12 protein-coding genes are annotated in these 18,780 nt (G+C 69.2%); 6 read left to right on the top strand and 6 right to left on the bottom strand.

Translation table 11 applies throughout. The features are described from left to right. Positions 1-36: 36 nt before the first annotated feature. The 3 genes from OEB96_RS41885 (at position 37) to OEB96_RS41875 (ending at position 3,986) form a co-directional block, all read left to right on the top strand. Positions 37-1,494 carry a right-handed parallel beta-helix repeat-containing protein gene (locus tag OEB96_RS41885; RefSeq protein ID WP_266222563.1) on the top strand — a complete coding sequence of 486 codons (1,458 nt, stop codon included), beginning with the start codon at positions 37-39 and terminating at the stop codon, positions 1,492-1,494. A 163-nt stretch (positions 1,495-1,657) separates the two neighbouring features. Then, positions 1,658-2,254 carry a hypothetical protein gene (locus OEB96_RS41880; protein ID WP_266222562.1) on the top strand — a complete coding sequence of 199 codons (597 nt, stop codon included), beginning with the start codon at positions 1,658-1,660 and terminating at the stop codon, positions 2,252-2,254. Positions 2,255-2,459: 205 nt separating this feature from the next. Next, complete coding sequence (locus tag OEB96_RS41875; protein ID WP_266222561.1) at positions 2,460-3,986, top strand: CotH kinase family protein; 1,527 nt, start codon at positions 2,460-2,462, stop codon at positions 3,984-3,986. A 36-nt stretch (positions 3,987-4,022) separates the two neighbouring features. Here OEB96_RS41875 and OEB96_RS41870 read toward each other — a convergent pair whose 3' ends face one another. The 5 genes from OEB96_RS41870 to OEB96_RS41850 form a co-directional block, all read right to left on the bottom strand. Continuing rightward, positions 4,023-6,122 (bottom strand): response regulator, encoded by a 2,100-nt coding sequence (locus OEB96_RS41870; RefSeq protein ID WP_266222560.1) that lies wholly within the window; start codon positions 6,120-6,122, stop codon positions 4,023-4,025. Between the two features lie 156 nt (positions 6,123-6,278). After that, positions 6,279-7,292: a carbamate kinase gene (locus OEB96_RS41865; RefSeq protein ID WP_266222559.1), complete on the bottom strand. Its 1,014-nt coding sequence runs from the start codon at positions 7,290-7,292 to the stop codon at positions 6,279-6,281. 88 nt (positions 7,293-7,380) lie between these two features. After that, positions 7,381-8,694, bottom strand: coding sequence for an arginine deiminase (locus OEB96_RS41860; RefSeq protein ID WP_266222558.1), 1,314 nt, complete (start codon positions 8,692-8,694; stop codon positions 7,381-7,383). Further along, positions 8,691-9,443: an arginyltransferase gene (locus tag OEB96_RS41855; RefSeq protein WP_266222557.1), complete on the bottom strand. Its 753-nt coding sequence runs from the start codon at positions 9,441-9,443 to the stop codon at positions 8,691-8,693. The genes OEB96_RS41860 and OEB96_RS41855 overlap by 4 nt, the downstream gene beginning before the upstream one ends. A gap of 268 nt (positions 9,444-9,711) precedes the next feature. Beyond that, positions 9,712-10,815, bottom strand: a complete 1,104-nt coding sequence (locus OEB96_RS41850) for a phosphatidylethanolamine N-methyltransferase family domain-containing protein (RefSeq protein ID WP_266222556.1) — start codon at positions 10,813-10,815, stop codon at positions 9,712-9,714. 228 nt (positions 10,816-11,043) lie between these two features. Between OEB96_RS41850 and OEB96_RS41845 the strand changes: the two genes are divergently transcribed. Both OEB96_RS41845 and OEB96_RS41840 read left to right on the top strand, forming a co-directional pair. Further along, entirely contained in the window at positions 11,044-12,486 is a 1,443-nt protein-coding gene (locus tag OEB96_RS41845) for a cytochrome P450 (RefSeq protein ID WP_266222555.1), read from the top strand. Between the two features lie 47 nt (positions 12,487-12,533). Beyond that, on the top strand, positions 12,534-13,592 hold the full coding sequence (locus tag OEB96_RS41840; protein WP_266222554.1) for a vWA domain-containing protein: 1,059 nt from the start codon (positions 12,534-12,536) through the stop codon (positions 13,590-13,592). A 58-nt stretch (positions 13,593-13,650) separates the two neighbouring features. On the opposite strand, the gene OEB96_RS41835 is transcribed toward OEB96_RS41840, so the two are convergent. Continuing rightward, positions 13,651-16,251: a hypothetical protein gene (locus tag OEB96_RS41835; RefSeq protein WP_266222553.1), complete on the bottom strand. Its 2,601-nt coding sequence runs from the start codon at positions 16,249-16,251 to the stop codon at positions 13,651-13,653. A gap of 283 nt (positions 16,252-16,534) precedes the next feature. Between OEB96_RS41835 and OEB96_RS41830 the strand changes: the two genes are divergently transcribed. Beyond that, a complete protein-coding gene (locus OEB96_RS41830; protein ID WP_266222552.1) occupies positions 16,535-18,772 on the top strand; it encodes a MopE-related protein in 2,238 nt (745 codons plus the stop codon). Positions 18,773-18,780: the final 8 nt, after the last annotated feature.

Genomic DNA, 18,780 nt, shown 5'->3' with positions numbered 1-18,780 from the left:
GCCCGTGGCATCCGACGTGCGGTACGATGCTCGTCGATGAACGACGAGATCGGGCGCGACGACGGCGGACGGCGGACGCTCTTCACGGCGCGGGTGCTGCTGGGGCTGGCGGTCGCGTCGGGCTGCGGCGATGACGGTGCGAGCACGGGCACGGAGGGGAGCTCGAGCACCATGGGCCCGACCTCCACGACCGATCCCTCGGTCTCGACCACCATGGCCACCACCGACACGGGGCCGACCAGCGGCAGCTCGGGGGCGGACGAGAGCAGCGGGAGCGAGGACACCGGCGGTCCACCGCTGCCACCGGCCACCGGCTGCGTGCCGCTGCCCCCGCCCGAGGGCGACGTGGTGGAGCTCGGACCCGAAGACGACCTCGCGGCGGCGATCGCCGACGCTCCCACCGGGCGCACGCTGGTGCTGCGCGACGGGACCTACGACGTCTCGTCGGCGGGCTACATCGTGTTCGACACTCCGGGCGTCACCCTGCGCTCGCAGAGCGGCGATCCGAGCGCGGTCGTGCTCGACGGGGGCTACGGGATCGGCTCGGTGCTGAACGTACGCGCCTCCGACGTGACGATCGCCGAGCTCACGATCCAGCGCCCCATGTGGCACCCGATCCACGTCACCGGGGGCACCAGCGCCAACACCGAGGGCACGATGATCTACCGGGTGCGGGTCATCGATCCCGGCGAGCAGGGCATCAAGATCAACGCCTCGGGGGAGGGCTTCTACTCCGACGGGGGCACGGTGGCGTGCTCGCACCTCGAGCTGACCGATGCCGGGCGCTCGCAGGTGAGCGGCTGCTACACGGGGGGCATCGACGCCCACTTGGCCTGGGGCTGGGAGATCCGCGACAACTACATCGAGGGCTTTTGGTGCGATCAGGGCCTGTCGGAGCACGCGGTGCACTTCTGGAACGGGGCGCGCGACACCCTGGTGGAGCGCAACGTGATCGTCGATTGCGCGCGCGGAGTGGGCTTTGGGCTCGGCAACAACGGCAACGGGACCACGCGCGACTACGAAGACGACCCGTGCCCCGGCGTGGGCGGCTACGTCGGGCACTTCGGTGGCATCATCCGCAACAACACGGTGTGGGCGGCCCGACCCGAGCTGTTCGACTCGCAGTCCGGGTTCGACTCGGGGGTGGCGCTCGAGCAGGCCTGCGAGACCCAGGTGGTGCACAACACCGTCGTGTCGCTCCAGCCGCCGTTCGTGAGCATGGAGTATCGCTTTCCCAACACGCAGGCCACCATCGCCAACAACCTGGTGACGCACACGATCGCCCAGCGCGACGGCGGGCAGGCGATGCTGATGGGCAACCTGAGCGATCAAGGCACCGAGCACTTCGTGGATGCGGCCGGCGGTGATCTGCACCTGGTCGACGGATCGGCGGCCATCGACGCGGGCGAGGGGCTCCCGGCCGGGCTGGCGGACGAGGACTTCGAGGGTGACCCGCGCGACGGTAGCCCCGACGTGGGGGCCGACGAGCGCTGACGCGCGCGTCGGGGACCTCCTGGACACGGACCCCCGTGTTCGCCACCATCGGCGCCGGATGGGGAAGGGCTCGCGACGACGAAAGCGCAAGCGACGGAAGGAGACCGCGCTCGCGCGTCGTGATGGAGGGGGGCTGGCGCTGGTTCCCGCTGCGGGAGCGGTGGTGCAAGTCGACCTCCGGATGGAGCAGCTCGAGCTCGCCCGGGGCTACGATGGTCTCTTGCGCGGTGCTCCCGAGCCCACGCTGATCGTGGCGGTGTTCGGAGCAACGGCCGAGCACGTGCGGCTCGCGGGGCGCTTCCTCTATCGCTTCGAGCGTCCCGGCGGGTTCCCCTGCAAGGTCTCCCCCCGCGAGCCCTCGCGAGAGTCGTGCATGGTCGTGCTCGGGCCCGGGGCTCGGGTCGTGCTGTTGGTGCTCGCGCTCGAGGAGGACAGCGGCCGCGGACTGCAGGCGGCCTACGCCGCGCTCGAGCGCGCCGAGGCGATCGTGGTGTGGGGCTCGGAGCACGGCAGCCCGCTGCCGATGCACCTGTCGGAGCTCGACCCCACCGTCCTGCTGCCCCATCTCGGGCACCGGGTGCACGTGCTGGTCGACGGGCACGATCTCGGCCAGCACACCCCGGGCGACGACTGGGTGGACGCGGGGGTCGTGCATGGCCTGCCCGTGGCCGGGAGCAAGCGATACCGGCTGCACTTGTGTTCGCCCGACGGTCGCAACGACTGGACGGCGGAGCTGCTGGTCGGCATGCGGAAGGGCTAGGAGCGAGGCCGAAGGAGCACGGGCGCGCGAGTGTGCCGGCGCGGCGGACGGCTCGAACGCTCGCGCCGAAGCGCTGTGACACGGCTGCGACGTCGGGTGAGTCGAGCTACCTTCTTTGCTGGGCATGGCGCGCGCGACCGTGGCGGCGCTGCGCTCGACGTTGGCGAGGTAGGAAGCGATGGCGCCCCGAAGAACGATGACTCATGTGTTGCTCGCACCTCTCGCACTCGTGGGCTCGTGCGGGTTGCTGCTCGGTTGCTCCGGCGCGGACCCAGAGGGAGGCGGGCAGGTGGATGGCTCGGGGACCAGCGGCGGTGGTGACACGAGCACGGGCGGTGCCGCCGCGGACGACGTGTCCTCGGGCGGCTCGCACGTCGAAACCGGCGCGCTGCCGGACGTTCCGCCGGACGTTCCGCCGGCTCTCGACGCGCCGGCCATGCTGTTCTCGCACGAGTACCTGCCGGTCTATCGCATCACCATGCAGGGCTCGAGCTGGGTCGAGGCCTGGGACTTCCTCCTGGCGCAGCTCGACTCCGAGGACAAGTGTGCCGAGCGGCCGTTCATCCCGGCGACCGTGGAGTTCGAGAACCCGTGGACGGGGCACACCGAGCTCCATGAGCAGGTCGGCTTTCGCATTCGCGGGCACGACCTGCCCGACAAGATCCTGTCTCAGCCCGACGAGCGCTTCGGCTTCAAGATGTCGTTCACCGAGTTCGTGCCCGGACGGGACTTTCACGGCCACAAGCGGGTGAACTTCCTGTCATCCGAGCGCGACGACACCCTCATGAGGCAGTGCCTGATGTACGAGTTGTTGCGCGACTTCGACGTCCCCGCGGCGCGGTGCAACTTCGCGAGCGTCCATGTCAATGGCGACTACGTCGGGGTCTTTGCGCACGTCGAGGAGCGCGATGACGGTACCTACGCCAAGAATCGCTTCCCCGACGACCCCTCGGGCAGCCTGTACGAGTTCGGCGACTGCTGGGGCGACGAGGACGACGTGCTGACCGATCTCGGCCCGGAGGTCGAGCCCTACCTCGCGACCTACCAGCTCGAGGCCGGCACCGCCGAGGACGACGTGGCGGCCGATCTGATCCCGTTCTTGCAGTGTGTCGGCGCGCCCGCGCCGGAGTTCACCGCGTGCATCGAGTCGCACATCGACATGGCCGAGTGGCATCGAGCGATGGCGGCCCACTTCGCCGTCCCCGACATGGACGGCTGGGCGCCCAGCAGCACCAACTTCGTGCTGTACCACTATGGCCCCCAGGGAGAGCCTCGGCGCTTCGTGATCTTCCCGTGGGACGTGGATCGAGCGTTCAAGGACGATTGCGACGGCAACGACGGCGACGGCGGCAACCACACGGGCCCGTGTCACATCCTGGGCTACGCCTGGGAGGACGGCAGCTCACCCGAGTTGGTCAATCGGCTGCGGGAACCGCCGTTCCGCTCGGACTACTGCGCGGCCACCCAGGCCTTCGTCGATCAGCACTTCAACCCCACGGCCATGGCTGCGCGCGTGAACGAGCTGCGAACCCGGCCGCGCCTCGCCGCCCAGCCCTTCGATGGCCTCGCCGCGCCCAGCCTCGAGGACTTGATCGCGCGCGATCCTCTGTGGGACCTCGAGCGCTTCGACCTCGGGCTCGATGGCATCGTGGAGCAGAGGGTGCCGGACCGCCACGCGGCCTTGCTGGGGCAGCTCGCGGAGTGCGAGGCGTCGCCGCTCATCGAGAACTGACGTCGCAGGGCAACCCAGCGGTCGTTACCCACGCGCTCAGACTCCGCCGAGCTCCCGCTCGATCGCGAGCCGTAGCTGCGCGAGCGCTTGCTCGAGCGCCGGCAGGTCGAGCGAGCCGCCGGCCGAGGCAGGGACGAGCAGCTCGAACATCTGCATCGCACCCACCGAGCCCGAGGCGCCCTTGAGGGTGTGGGCCTGTCGGCGCACGGTCTCGGCATCGCCCGAGGCCAGGGCCTGGCGCAGGGTGGCCATCATCTCGTCGGTCTGGACCAGGTACTCGTCCAGCAACGCGCGAATCTCGGACATCTCGTCGTCGAATGCCTCTCGTAGCGTGCTCAGGTCGAGGACGGGGCTCGTCGTCAGGGTCGGCATGTCGGTGGCACTCGATCCCCGTGGGATCCAACTGTCGAGCTGTCTTAGCACACGCCGCAGCTCTGGACGACGCACCGGCTTGGCGATGTGGTCGTCCATGCCAGCCTCGAGGCAGCGCTGGCGGTCCGATTCCAGCGCATGGGCCGTCATGGCGACCACGGGCAGGCGGGGGCCGCTCGGTCCCTCGCGTCGCCGCAGCTCGGCCGTGGCCCGCAGCCCGTCCATCACGGGCATCTGGATGTCCATGAACACCAGATCGTAGGTGGTCGATGCGATCCGATCCAGGCCCTGTTGGCCGTCGTTGGCCAGGTCGACCTGACATCCGAGCTGCTCGAGCATCCGCCGTGCCACCTTTTGATTGACCGGATTGTCCTCCACCACCAGGACCCGCGCCCGGCTCGTGCCCGACGCTGGTGGCGGCTCTCCTTGCTCGTGTGGTGGATCTCCGTGGTGGCGTGGCGCCTCGCTCGTGGGCCGCAGCGGGAGCATCACCCAGAACGTCGAGCCCCGCAGGGGCTGGCTCGTCACCCCCAGCTGGCCCTTCATCAGCCCGACCAGCTCCTTGACGATCGCCAGCCCCAGCCCCGCCCCGCCGTGGGCCCGCATCATCGACATGTCGACCTGGCGAAAGTGCTCGAAGATCGACTCGTGGAGCTCGTCGGGAATCCCGATTCCCGTGTCCTGGACCTCGAGGCGAAACCAGGAGTCCTCGTCCCGTCGCTGGTGCTCGACCGTGACCTTCACCTGTCCTCGCTCGGTGAACTTGATCGCGTTGTCGACCAGGTTCAGCAGGATCTGCCGCACCCGCCCCCGGTCGCCCACGACCTGCACGAGGGCGTCGGGCGCATGGTGGCACGACAGCGCCACGCCCTTGGCGTCGGCGGCGGCGGCCTGCTGCTCGATCACGCTCTCGACCAGCGCGTGCAGGTCGAACGGAGCCAGCGTGAGGCGAAGCTGCCCGGCCTCGATCTTGGAGAAGTCCAGGATGTCGCTGAGCAGCTCGAGCAGCGTCGTGCCCGACGAGTGGGCGACCTCGGCGTAGTCGCGCTGGGTGACGTCGAGCTTGGTGCCCAGCAGCAGGTCCAGCATTCCCAGCACCCCGTTCATGGGGGTCCGGATCTCGTGGCTCATGTTGGCCATGAAGCGGCTCTTGGCCTCGGCTGCGTCTTCGGCCACGCGACGGGCCTCGTTGGCGCGAGCCAGCGCCCTCATGCGCATCACGTCGAACGCATGGGCCGCGGCGGTGAGCAGCACGAACAGCGTGATGTCATTGGCGGCATGCAGGCGGACCAGGCGAGGCTCGCCCTCGGTCACGGTGGCGAGCATCAAGGTGCTCACCACGCTCACGCCGCACCAGGCCCAGCCCAGCCGCCCGCCGAGCACCATGGTGAGCACCACGGGGATGACCGCGATGATCTCGAACCCGGGGGCGAACACGCCGTTGCCGAGCAGCGAGGTCCCGACGACCAGGGCGCTGAAGCATCCGCCCACCAGGTTGGCGACGAGATACGACGAGGCCCCCAGGCGGATGAACAGCAGCAGGAGCACCGCGCCCAGCCATCCCACCGCGGAGAAGAACGACGCGAGCCAGGGCCCGTTGATCGCGTAGACGATCACCGAGAGCAGGCAGATCACCGACATCAGGATCAAGGCACCTGCGAACAGTCGGAGTCGGCGTAGCTCGTGCTCGGGTCTTCGGCGCCGTACGGGGCGAACGAAGCGATCGACCAGCTCCACGAACCATGTCCGTACATCGAGCCTCACGCGGGCGGGCTCGTCCGCGGGGGGTGCTCGAGCTTGATCCTCCTTCGTCATCCCCGGTCTCGACCGCGAGATGGTCTCACCCCGGGGGCAGGGTCACCAGGGGCAGGCCGGTGAGATCCGCGCCTGGCGGCGGTGCATCCGCCGGTGGCTCGCGGCTCAGATCTTGCCCACGAAGTGCGTGCCCGTCAGCCCATCGAGAGCGTCTCGCAGGCTGGCCGCGTCGGTGATGAGACCCCGCCTCCCCCCGCGCTGCAAGAACCCGTAGATGGCCTCCACCTTGGGACCCATCGAGCCCATGGGGAACTGCTCGTCGTCGATGTATCGCCTGCACTCCGCCATGGTCACCGCGCCCAGTCGACGCTGACCGGGCGTGCCGAAATCGAGGTACACGCCATCCACCGCGGTGAGGATCACCAGCAGCTCCGCGTTCACGTCGGTCGCGAGCACTCCCGAGGTGAGGTCCTTGTCGATCACCGCCTCGATGCCCACGTAGTCGTCCACGGCGGGATCGGCCGACATCGTGACCGGGATCCCGCCACCTCCCGCCGCGATGACGATGTTCCCCGCCGCGGCGGCCTCGCGGATCATGTCGCGCTGGATGATCCGCTGCGGCCGGGGGCTGGGCACGCGTCGCCGCCATCCGCGACCGACGTCCTCGCCGATCACCCAGCCGAACTGGTCGCGGGCCCGCTCGGCCTCCTCGCGGCTGAAGAATGGCCCCACGGGCTTGCTGGGGCGGCCGAACGCGGGGTCGTGCGCATCGACCAGCACCTGCGTGATCATGGTGACCACGAAGCGATCGATGGCCCTCGGGCGCATCTCGTTGAGCAGCGAGCGCTGCAGCAGGTAGCCCAGGCTGCCCTCGGTCTGCGCCACCAGCATGTCCAGCGGCAGCGCGGGCAGCACGTCACGAGTCAGCTCGCTGCGCTGGAGCAGCTCGCCGACCTGCGGCCCATTGCCGTGGGTGATGACCAGGTTGTAGCCACGCTCGACCAGGGTGATGAGCTCGGCACAGATGGCTCGAGCATTGCGAGCATGCTCTTCGTAGGTCCCGCGCTCGCCGGGCTGGATGAAGGCATGCCCGCCCATCGCCACCACGACGGTCGGCGCCGTCGGAGGAGGCAGGCGCAGGTCGAGGCTCGATGACGACGCGGAAGCAGGGGGGACCATGCTGCCATGGTGGCTCATTCGGGGCGGTTCAGGCCAGCGCGGCGCGGGCTAGTCCAGCGCGGCGCGGGCTAGGCCAGCGCGGCGCGGGCTAGTCCAGCGCGGCGCGGGCTAGGGGCATGGTCAGACACCGGCCACCTCCGCGCGCGCGGGATAGCTCGCTGCCCGAGAAGCTGAACACGGCGCGAGGCTTGGCCAGGCCCTCGGCGATGACCACCCGGCGCTGGAGCGCGGGCTGGCTTACGCTCACCCGAACCTCCTCGAAGCCATGGTGGGCGAGCGCGCGGATGGTGTGGGTGTTGCGGGCGTAGAGGATGATGTGGCCCGGTCCCACCGCCACGGCGTTGGCCCCGTCCGTCCACTGCTCGCGCTCCTGGTGGAGGGGGTCGTCGCCGCCGCAAGGCACCAGGCGGGTGTCGGGCCCCAGCTCGTCGCGCAGGGCGTCGAGCGCGCTGGCGCCCGCGCACGCCCGTGGAGGGCGGCCGCGCTCGAGCCGAGCGACCGACAGTCCCGGTCGCCCCCCGTGCCCGAGCAGCAGGGGCTGGTGGCCGAGGAACAGCCCGCGATCGATCTGCGTGAGGATGGTGTCGAGGTGCATGATCGAGCGTGCCTCGGGCATGAGCACGGCGTAGACCCGCTGCAGCCGTGGGTGCAGCGGGAACAGGGCTTCCTCGGCCAGGCGCTGGATCGTCTGCGCGGTGGTCCGCTGCGAGCAGCCGATCATCACGGCAGACGGGGACAGCACCAGCACGTCGCCGCCCTCGAGCGAACGGAACCGAGCCGCGCGGCTGGAGTCGTCGCTCTCGAAGCACAGCGGTACCCGAGCCGAGGGCGCGTGCCGAAGGGCGAACGAGACCACCCAGGCCTCGCGCGCCCGCGCCGGCGAGGCCATGCGCCCCACGACCACGCGGTCGTAGATCGTGATGCACGGGTCGCGCATGAACATGAGGTTGGGCAGGGGCGGCACGGCGAAGCGAACGGCGTGGGGCTCGGCGGCGGCGCGAATGCGGGCCAGGCTCGGGGGCAGACCCTCGAGCTCGTCCCAGCCGACCCCGTGGATCAGGCCATTGGCCAGGCGCTGGGCGCTCCACGCCTGCATGTGGTCGGCCACTCCCTGAGCGCCTTCGTGCTCGCAGACGCGATGGACCAGGGCCGTGCGCTCCGACGCCGACGCGGCCAGCAGCGCCTCGACCAGGAGGTCGTGGAGCCGCAGCACCGAGGCGCCGGCCTCGGTCATGATCTCGGTCATCAGATCGTGCTCGGCCACCGTCTCGTCGGGCGCGAGGATGTCGTCGAACAACATCCGCTCGAGCTCGTGCTGGGTCATGCGCACGATCTCCTCGCCCGGGCGATGCACGAGCACCCGCTCCAGCGGTCCGATTTCACTGTCGATGCCGATCTTCACGGGGATTGGTCTCGATCGAACGTGACCCACCGACCATCGAGCAGTCGCTCGTGGGGCAGGTAGCGGCGCTTGTAGGCCATGGAGGCGCAGCGGGCGATGTAGAGGCCCAGGTAGAGGTGGCGCAGGCCCCACCGCCGGCAGAGCTGGAGCTGCTTGAGCACCGAGTACACTCCGGGGCTGCGCGACTCGTGCTCGGGATCGAAGTAGAAGTACACGGCCGAGAGCGAGTCCTCGGCCCGGTCGACCACGGCCACGCCGATCAGCCGGCCACCGATGCGATAGCGCAGCTCGAAGCTGTCGCAGCAGCTCTCGCCCAGGAACGCGGTGTAGCCGTCGAGGTCGATGGCCCGCTCACCCGAGCTGAGGCCGCGGCCGCGCTTGTGCTTGTTGTAGAGCGCGACCTTCTCGAGGGTGGGCTCGAGCGGACCCACCTCGAACTCGATCTCCCGGTCTCCGCGTCGCTCGATGCGGCGCTGGGTGCGACCGGGCCGAAAGCGTTGGACGTCGATGCGGATGGGCTCGCACGCCAGGCACGAGGGACACGCGGTGCGGTAGAGCATCAGGCCCTGACGGCGGTCGCCGGCGCCGAGCCGCTGCTCGAGCTCGCTGCGCTGCAGCCGGCGTATGGGCAGCCGCAGCGGCAGCCGCGAGGTCTCCTCGGGTAGGTAGGGACAGGGGCTGGGAGCATCGTGGACGACGAGCTCGGGCGGGCTGGCCACGATGACCCGGCGCTGCGGAGGAGCCGACACCAGGAGCGAGCATAGCAGCTCGACGCCACCGCTCGACCCCGATCCCCCCAAGCCAGCCCGTAGCGCCGGCCGCGGAGACGGCCCCCGTCACGGCTTCGCCGGGACGGCCGAACATGCACGAAGCAGGAAGGGCCCCCCGTCACGGCTTCGCCGGGAAAACCGACCCATGCACGAAGCAGGAAGGGCCCGAAGGGCCTGCGAGGAGGGGGGCCCCCGTCACGGCTTCGCCGGGACGGGGGGAGGCCGGCGGAACGGCCTCCCCATACATCTAATACAGGAAGGGGATCATCCTGAACTTGGCCACGGCGCAGTATCGATCCCACAGCTCGCCGTACTTGGCGCGGCAGCGTTTCTCGTCACGCCACGCCCGATGGGGCAGCAGGATGCACAGCCAAAGCGGCAGGAGGTAGGGCACCAGCGACTGCAATCCGGTGCACAGGGCGAACGAGAGGTAGACCATGATCTCGCCCGTGTAATTGATCTTGCGGCCGATGCCCCACCAGCCGGAGACGAGCAGCCGTCCGCCCAGCGTCTTGGCGGGCCGGCCCCAGATCCTGGCGTTGCGGTCGCGCTTGAACCGGTCCTTTTGGGCGTTGGCGCCGCGGAAGATCCAGTGTCCCAGCAGGTGCAGGCCCACCAGGGCCGCTAGCGCCACCCCGCCGAGGTCGGGCCTGGGATCGCTCAGCAACCACCAGCCACCGATGCAGTAGAAGAACGGCACCAGCACCAGGTCGCCCCACACGAGCATGAAGCCGAACTCCTCGGCGATCACGTCCCACATCGACAGCACGCCCAGCTCGTGGAGGTAGTGGGTGGTGAGGTAGAGCCACCAAAAGGCCTGGTAGGCGATCATCTGGGGCGACAGCCGTCCCGTGGCCTCCCACTGCGCCCACGCGAACGCGATGTTGAGGATCGACAGCCCGATGAGCGACGGCTGATAGGCGAACACCTTGAGGTCGACGCCGCGCCAGGTGGGGTTGAGCTCCACGCCGTACCAGAGGTCGGCGCAGAGGCCCACGACCCCCGAGCCACGGGGAGCGGCCGTTCGACGGCGCTGGCCTCCGCGGTAGAGGATCGCCATCCATCCCACCGAGAACAGGTTGACCACCACGAAGTACGACCAGAAGTGGTGGACGAGGTGCGAGGGCGACCAGCCGAGCACCATGATGCCGCTGCCCACCACGATGTGAGTCGCGACCCACAGCGAGAGGCCGTTCATGCGGTAGCGCTTGCGGGTGCCATCGGGGGCGGGGAAGCCCTCGACGACGGGGCCCGGAAGCACCATCGATGCGCCCAGCAGGCCGAAGAAGAACGCGGAGTACACGACGCTCGCGAGCGCGAGGCTGGCCAGCGTGATGGGCTGCAGCTCCATGGTGGCGGCGGCTTACCGCATTTTTCGCTCGCCGGGGACGGGCGGGTCGCCATGCGATCGGGGTTGCACGCCCGTGCTCGCGCGAACTCGTCCGCCATCGCATCGCCCGGCTCGGCCCCTTGAAAAGCCTCACGCGGGCGTGCACCGGCCCACACTCGCAAATCCCGCGCTTTCTTCCCGGTGGCCGGGGGGCTAGCGTTCCGCACGAACCGCCCCGGAGACGACGACATGAGCTGGCTGTCCACGGCGACCGAAGCTGCCCGCACCTTCACGGCCCCGCGCCGCGCGACTGCCCCCGGTGCGCTGCCTACCCCGCCGCGGCTCGACGGCGGGCTGCCGCTGCTCGGGCACGCGCTGCAGCTCAAGCACAACCCCGTCGAGCTGCTGCAGCGCGGTCGCGATCGCCACGGCGACATGTTCTGCCTCGACCTGCCGGGCAGTCCCTCCACCGTGGTGATGTCCGGGCCCAAGGCCCAGCAGAAGTTCTTCCGCCTCCGCGACTCCGACATGAGCATGCGCGAGGTCTACAAGATGATGATCCCGATCTTCGGCAAGGGCATCGCCTACGACGCCGAGCCCGAGATCATGGCCGAGCAGCTCGCGTTCTTCCACGAGGCGCTGCGGGAGACCCGGCTGCGCACCTACGCCCAGGGCTTCGTCGAGGAGGCCGAGGAGTTCTTCGGCAAGTGGGGCGACGAGGGCGTGGTGGAGATGTACGAGCAGGGCAACGAGCTGACGATCTACACCTCGAGCCGCTCGCTGCTCGGCAAGGGCTTTCGCGACAAGCTGTCCGACGAGTTCGCCAGGCTCTACTACGAGATGGAAGGGGGCCTGCAGCTGCTGGCGTTCTTCGCCCCCAACCTGCCGGTTCCCGCGTTCCGCAAGCGCGACGCGGCCCGCAAGCGGCTCGGGGAGCTCATCGCGGGGATCGTGGCCGAGCGTCGCGCCCAGGGCGTGGAGAGCGAGGACTTCCTGCAGACCCTGATGGAAGCCAAGTACAAGAGCGGTCGCGCGCTGACCGAGGACGAGATGACGGGGCTGCTCCTCGCGATCATGTTCGCGGGCCACCACACCAGCGGGATCACGTTCGCCTGGACCGGGATCCTGCTCAATCAGAACCCGCAGTGGATCGAGCGCCTGCGGAGCGAGCAGGATCGCGTGCTGGGCACTCGCACCGACCTCGGCCTCGACGATCTGCGGGCGATGACCGAGCTCGAGTGGGTGATCAAGGAGACGCTGCGGCTCTACCCGCCGATCATCATGGTGATGCGGCGGATGCTCGAGGGCTTCGACTTCGGCGGCTATCACGTGCCGCAGGGCGCGATGGTGATGGCCTCGCCCGCGATCGCCCACCGCATTCCCGAGGTGTTCGAGAACCCCAACCGCTTCGAGCCCGATCGCTTCGGCCCCGAGCGCGAGGAGGATCGCAAGCACCCGATGTCGTGGATCTCGTTCGGCGGCGGCCGGCACCGCTGCATGGGGATCGTGTTCGCGCAGCTGCAGCTGCGCGCGATCTGGAGCCACCTGCTGCGTCACTTCGACTTCGAGCTGCTCGAGCCGCGCTACGAGCCCAGCTACGAGCGCATGCTGGTGGGGCCCCGCTCCCCCGCCCGCGTGCGCTACCGCCGACGCAGGCTCAAGACCTCGATCGTGGTGCCCGGGGCTCGTTAGCGCGTACCGATCGCCAGACCCCCTGGGGACCGGTCTATACTCGCCCAATGCGCGAGCTTCGTGGTGGATCGGTTCTGTTGGCGTCGATGGCCCTTGCCTGCGGCACGCCCGGCGGCAGCGACGAGTCCGATGGCAGCAGCAGCGGCGTGACGCTCACCACCTCGAGCACGCCGGCCCAGACCGAGGACGGGCCTGCGACCACGACCGAGACCAGCGTCGCGACCTCGTCGGTCACCTCGTCCACCGGGGAGGGCACCACCGAGATCGAGGACGAGAGCGGCAACCCGATCACCTTCGACCTGGGAGGCTTGCCCGACTCGCCCATGTTCGACATGGGCTGCCGCAAGGTCGACTTCCTGTTCGTGATCGACAACTCCGGCAGCATGTCGGCCCAGCAGGCGCAGCTGCTGGCCAGCTTTCCCGGCTTCATCAGCGCCATGCAGGCGGCGCTCGAGGACACCGTCGACAGCTATCACGTGGGCGTGCTCACCAGCGACAACTACTCGGGCAACGCGCCGGGGTGCACCACCATCGGCGACCTGGTCTCGCAGACGTCGGGGTTCGGCGCGGCGGGCCAGGTGTGCACGCCGTTTGCCGAGGGGGGGCGGTTCGCGACCGAGATGGACGACCTGCTCACCAAGTTCCCCTGCATGGCCCAGGTGGGGACCTCGGGCAGCCCGATCGAGCAGCCGGTCACCGCGCTGGTCTCGTCGTTCCAGCCGGCCAAGCGGGCCCCTGGTGGCTGCAACGAGGGGTTCCTGCGCGACGATGCGATCTTGGTGGTGGTGATCGTCACCGACGATCCGCCGTGGAACGGGGACTTCGACGATGCACATCCGGGCACCGTCACCACCGGTTGGTACGACACCGTGGTGGCGGCCAAGAACGGCGATCCCGAGGCGATGGTGGTGATCGGGTTCGTGCCGTGGATGAACATCAGCTGTGTGCCGCTGAACCTCGAGAGCCCCAACCTCATCGGCTTCATCCAGGAGTTCGGCGATCAAGGAGTGCTGGCCAGCGTGTGCGAGCCCGACTACGGGCCGATCTTCGCCGATGCGGTGGAGAACATCGTGACCACGTGTGAGAACTTCGATCCGCCGGGCTAGTCTGTCGAGTCCTCTCGGCGTGCACGCCAACCAGGAGGGCCGAAGCTCCCATCAGGGACTACGGGAACTGCCCGTCGTACCGCTGCATTCGGATGTCGCGGTTGGTGAACCCGACATCCCCTTCGCTCCACACGCCCACGATCTCGTCCACCCCGCGGACGGCCACGTCGGGCTCCTCCTGCAATCCGAAGACGGTGGGATTGACGGTGAACTCGGCGTTGAACACCGCGCCGTTGTTGGCGTAGCGCTGGGCGAACACCCCGGTGAGCACGCCGTCGTCGGCGGTCTGCCACGCGATCACGAAGTCGCCGTCGGCGTTGAGCGCCACCACGGGGTTGTTCTGGGCGCCCGCGGTGGTGGTGTTGACCAGGAACTCCCCGCCGACCGCCGCCCCGGCCGCGCTGTAGCGACGGGCCACGACCCCGGTGGAGCTGCCGTCCTGGTTGTCGCTCGACCAGGTGATCACGTGCTGCCCCAGCGCGTTCATGCCGATCGCCGGGCCCTGCTGCTCGAGCGCGTTGAACTGGTTGACCTGCACGTCGGCGGGATCCTGCGCCACCCCGGCCGCGTTGAAGCGGCGCTTGAACACGCCGGTACCGTCGCCATCCTGGCCGCCCGCCGACTGCCAGGCCACCGTCCAGTCCCCGTTGTTGGCCACCTCGACCACCGGCAGGTTCTGGTTGTTGTTGGTCACGGTGTGGATCGTCTGCTCGCCCGCGGCCGGGAGCCCGCCCGCGGTGAAGCGGCGGCACACGATGTCCATGGTGGCCAGCTGGTACTCCCAGCACACCACGAAGGTCCCGTCCGAGGCCATGGCCACGTCGGGGCGCCGCTGCTCGTTGGCGGCAGCGGCCGGCACCGTGATCTCTCCCCCGATCGGCGCGCCCGCGGCGGAGAAGCGCCGCGCGAACACCCCGTTGCCGCTGCCGTCGGGACCCTGCCACGCGACCACGAAGGCCGCGTCGCTGGCATCGATGGCGGGGAACTGCTGGTTGCCCATCACGGTGGTGTTGACCTGCACCTCACCGGTGACTGGAGCGCCGGTGGAGTCGTAGACGCGCAGGTACACGCCCGAGCCGTTGCCGTCCTGCGGGGGGTTGGCCACGGGGAAGCTCGACCACGCGACCACGAAGTAGGCGCCGCCGGGGGCCGCGGCCACGACCGGCTGCACCTGGAAGTCGGGCAGGGTGGTGTTGACCACCAGCTCGCCTCCGATCCCGCAGGGCTGGTCGCAGATGCCCGCGCAGTCGATGCCCTGCTCGACCCCGTTCTGGATGCCGTCGCTGCAGGTCGGAGCCTGGCACGTACCCAGCACGCACACGCCCTCGGTGCAGTCGCCTCCGTTGAGGCAGCCCTCGCCGGGGATGCAGGTGGCCCCGCAGACTCCGCCGCAATCGACGTCGGTCTCGTTGCCGTTGTCGACCCCATCCATGCACGTGGCGACCTGGCACACGCCACCGTTGCACACGCCCTGGGTGCAGTCGCCGGCGATGCCGCAGGTCTCACCGGGGATGCAGGTGGCCCCGCAGGTGCCCCCGCAGTCCATGTCGGTCTCGTTGCCGTTTTGCACCCCGTCGGCGCAGTCGGGCGCGGAGCACTGACCGAACTCGCACACGCCCTGCACGCAGTCGCCCGAGGCATTGCAGTCCTGGCCGGTCGTACACGTGGCCCCGCAGGTGCCTCCGCAGTCCACGTCGCTCTCGTTGCCGTTCTGCACCATGTCGTTGCACAGGGCGCCGATGCACACGCCGCCCGTGCACACGCCGCTGATGCAGTCGCCCGCGTCGTTGCAGCCCAGACCATCGGCGCAGTTGGGGCACTGCGGTCCGCCGCAATCGACGTCGGTCTCGGAGCCGTTGTCCACCATGTCGATGCACGAGTCGTTGACGCAGACGCCACCGTTGCACACGCCGTCCATGCAATCGGCGCCCACCATGCAGTTGCTGCCGTTGGGGCACACGCTGCAGGAGCCTCCGCAATCCTCGTCGGTCTCGTCCCCGTTGTGCACGTCGTCGGTGCAGCTCGGATCGGCGCACAGCCCATCGTCGCCGCACACCTCGGTGGTGCAGTCCGCATCGGAGCCGCACCCCTGGCCGGGCCCGCAGTCGGGGCAGCTCGGCCCGCCGCAGTCGACGTCGGATTCCTGCGTGTCCTGGAGGTCGTTCTCGCAGGACGAAGGCGCGCACTCGCCCTCGTGGCAGAACTCGCCCTGCTCGCACTGCGCGTCGATGCGGCAGCCCGTCTCGCCGCACTGGTTGGGGCAGGTCCCGCCGCAGTCCACCCCTTGCTCGCTGCCGTTTTGGAGCCCGTCGTAGCAGGTGGGGGTCTGGCAGAACCCACCGCTGCAGATCATCGTGTCGCAGTCCTCGGGCCGCTCGCACTGGCTGCCCGGACCGCAGGGCTGGCACGCGACGCCGCAGTCCACGTCGGCCTCGCCCTCGTCGCGCACCCCGTTCTCACAGGATGGCATCGAGCCCGTGACGTCGCCGATCTCCGTGTCCTCGCCCGTGGTCCCGGTGCCCGTGCCCGAGGAGCCTCCGTCGAGCGAGTTGATCCCGGTTCCGTCGTCCACGGCCGAGACGTCGTCCCCTCCGCACGCCGAAGGGCCAAGGAGGGACAGGAGCGAGAGGCCCAGGACGAAGCGAGGCGTACGGGTCATGGCAAGGCACGCGTCCGATCTACGGTTCCTTTCCATCTTTGGATGGAATCGAGGCAATTTTCAATACCAACCGAACATGACGGATCGATCGATGGGCCGGTAGCTAGCGTTCTGAATGGGATCGCGTGGTTCCGCTCGGCACGTCGCGCGCCCTCCGCGTAACTTCTCTCGACGGCTGCTTGCGCTATCGTCGGACGCACGATCCGAATTGTGGGGCACCCCGATTTCGTGTAGAAGGAAAGAATGCGTGGCGTGGTGACGCCCGCGAGAGCGAGGTCGAGCCATGCGCCGCTTCGAGGTGGGGTTGTTCGGATCGGTCTTCATCGCGGCCTCGATGGTCGGGTGTGGAGGCGATGACATCACGGGCGCATCCGGGTCCGCGACCGAGGGGCGCACCACCGGTGACACGTCGGCAGGGGTCACGGGCGACACGTCGGCCGATGCCACGGGGGTGGGCACCGGGGTGGGCACCATGGGCGGAAGCGGTGGCGGCAGCGGTGACACCGGAGTCGACAACACGGCCGGCAACACTTCTGGCCCGACCACGATGGGCAGCAACTCGGCGGGCAGCGACGGTGGCTCCGATACGGGCGAGGGCGGGGGCCCGGGGCCCATGCCTCCCGTGTTCCCGGGCGTGGAGATCGGTCTGTGCGCCCCTCCAGGCGAGGTTCGTTGGTGCTACACGGGCGCGCCCGCCACGTACAACGTGGGCGAGTGCACGCCCGGCGTGCAGGAGTGCGTGGCGCTCGACCTCGACGTGGGCCAGTGGGGCGAGTGCGATGGTGACCTGCTGCCCTCCATGGAGATCTGCGACGGCCTCGACAACGACTGCAACGGCGACGAGGACGATGGCCTGGGCACGACGATGTGCGGCATCGGCCCGTGCCTCCACGAGGTCCCCAACTGCATCGACGGGCAGCAGCAGCTGTGCGATCCGCTCGACGGTGCGCTGCCCGAGATCTGCGACGGCCAGGACAACGACTGCGACGGCGACATCGACGAGGGTCTGGGCGACGACACGATCTACTGCGGCGTGGGGCAGTGCTACCACGGCGTCTCGGCCTGCGAGGGTGGGCTCGTCCCTCCCTGCGATCCGTTCGCGGGGGCCAGCGCCGAGACCTGCGACAACATCGACAACGACTGCGACGGGCAGGTCGACGAGGGCCTGCCCGATCTCACCTGTGGCTGCGGTGCCTGCGATCACACCGTGCCCTCGTGCATCAACGGCTTCCCGCAGGTGTGCGACCCCTTCGACGGGGCGAGCCCGGAGATCTGCGACGGCATCGACAACGACTGCGACTGCATCGTCGACGAGGACCAGGGCGTGTGGACCTGCGGCACGCTCGAGTGCGAGGTCTCGGTGCCGCAGTGCATCGGCGGCGTACCGCAGCCGCCCGGGACCTGCCAGCCGATCCCGGCCGGCGACGAGATCTGCGGTGACGGCATCGACAACAACTGCGACGGCATCGATGCTCCGTGCGCCGAGACGTTCTTGGTGGGCACCGACACCCAGACCCGGCCCATCGACGTGTTCTGGGTGGTGGACTCCTCGGGCTCGATGAGCGCGGAGATGGCCACCGTGGAGACCAACATCAACAACTTCGCGTCGCAGCTGGCGGCGTCGGGCTCGTCGACCCAGCTCCACCTCATCGCCGACCGTGGCACCGGGACGTTCGAGATCTGCGTGACCCCGCCGCTGGGAGGCGCAGCCTGTGGCGACAACCCCGGCGCGGGCTTTTGGCAGTACGACACCAACGGTGGCATCGACGGCCAGGAGTTCGTGCACTCGAGCAACGCGATCGGGCGCACCATGCAGCAGTCGGGCTACTGGATCCCGCGGCTGCAGCCCAACTCGTTCATGGCGTTCATCTTCACCAGCGACGACAACGGCGACGATCCGCAGTGGGGCGCCGCCGACGGCGATCCGTCGGGCGTCGACGATTGCCCGCTGGGCTGGATCGTCGACACCACCATCGACAACTACTGTCGCTGGGATGCCCCTGGACCCGGGCTCAACTACACCTCGCTGGCCTACGACCACGTGGGCTACGGCGGCTTTGCCACGTTCATGACCAACTTCTTCCCCGGCTCCGCGCCCGGGGACGACTGGGCGGTGTTCCCGATCATCGGCAACACCGGCACCACGGTGCTGAACGGTGCCAACGACGTCTACGAGTTCAACGGGTGCGTCAACGGGGTGGAGAACGGCGAGGAGTACGTCAAGCTGGCGCTGCTCACCGACACCCAGGACTCGATGTTCTCGATCTGCGACGCGCCCTGGGACCTGAGCTCGCTGGCCAACGACATCCTCAGCGGTGTGCCCAACGATCTCTACCTCCTGAGTGGCTCGCCTCCGGGAACCTGTGGGATGATCAACCCCGCCACCATCACGGTGGTGGTCAACGGGATTCCGCTCGCACCGGCCGACTGGACCTACAATCCCGGCACCTGTGTCCTACAGGTGGTCAACAACGTACCCGTGGTCGGTGACAACGTCGTCATCGTCTACGAGATGTTCTGAGCACGAGG

The sequence above is a fragment of the Paraliomyxa miuraensis genome (genome assembly GCF_026337845.1).
Taxonomy (GTDB): domain Bacteria; phylum Myxococcota_A; class Polyangia; order Nannocystales; family Nannocystaceae; genus Paraliomyxa; species Paraliomyxa miuraensis.
The sequence above is the reverse complement of the archived record's forward strand: the minus strand, read 5'-3'. Positions and strand labels throughout refer to the sequence as shown.

Bases quoted from the DNA above. Each gene is read 5' to 3' on its own strand.
- OEB96_RS41845 (WP_266222555.1), top strand. From the start codon at position 11,044: ATGAGCTGGCTGTCCACGGCGACCGAAGCTGCCCGCACCTTCACGGCC.
- OEB96_RS41840 (WP_266222554.1), top strand. From the start codon at position 12,534: ATGCGCGAGCTTCGTGGTGGATCGGTTCTGTTGGCGTCGATGGCCCTT.
- OEB96_RS41835 (WP_266222553.1), bottom strand. From the start codon at position 16,251: ATGACCCGTACGCCTCGCTTCGTCCTGGGCCTCTCGCTCCTGTCCCTC.
- OEB96_RS41830 (WP_266222552.1), top strand. From the start codon at position 16,535: ATGCGCCGCTTCGAGGTGGGGTTGTTCGGATCGGTCTTCATCGCGGCC.
- OEB96_RS41865 (WP_266222559.1), bottom strand. From the start codon at position 7,292: ATGGTCCCCCCTGCTTCCGCGTCGTCATCGAGCCTCGACCTGCGCCTG.
- OEB96_RS41850 (WP_266222556.1), bottom strand. From the start codon at position 10,815: ATGGAGCTGCAGCCCATCACGCTGGCCAGCCTCGCGCTCGCGAGCGTC.
- OEB96_RS41885 (WP_266222563.1), top strand. From the start codon at position 37: ATGAACGACGAGATCGGGCGCGACGACGGCGGACGGCGGACGCTCTTC.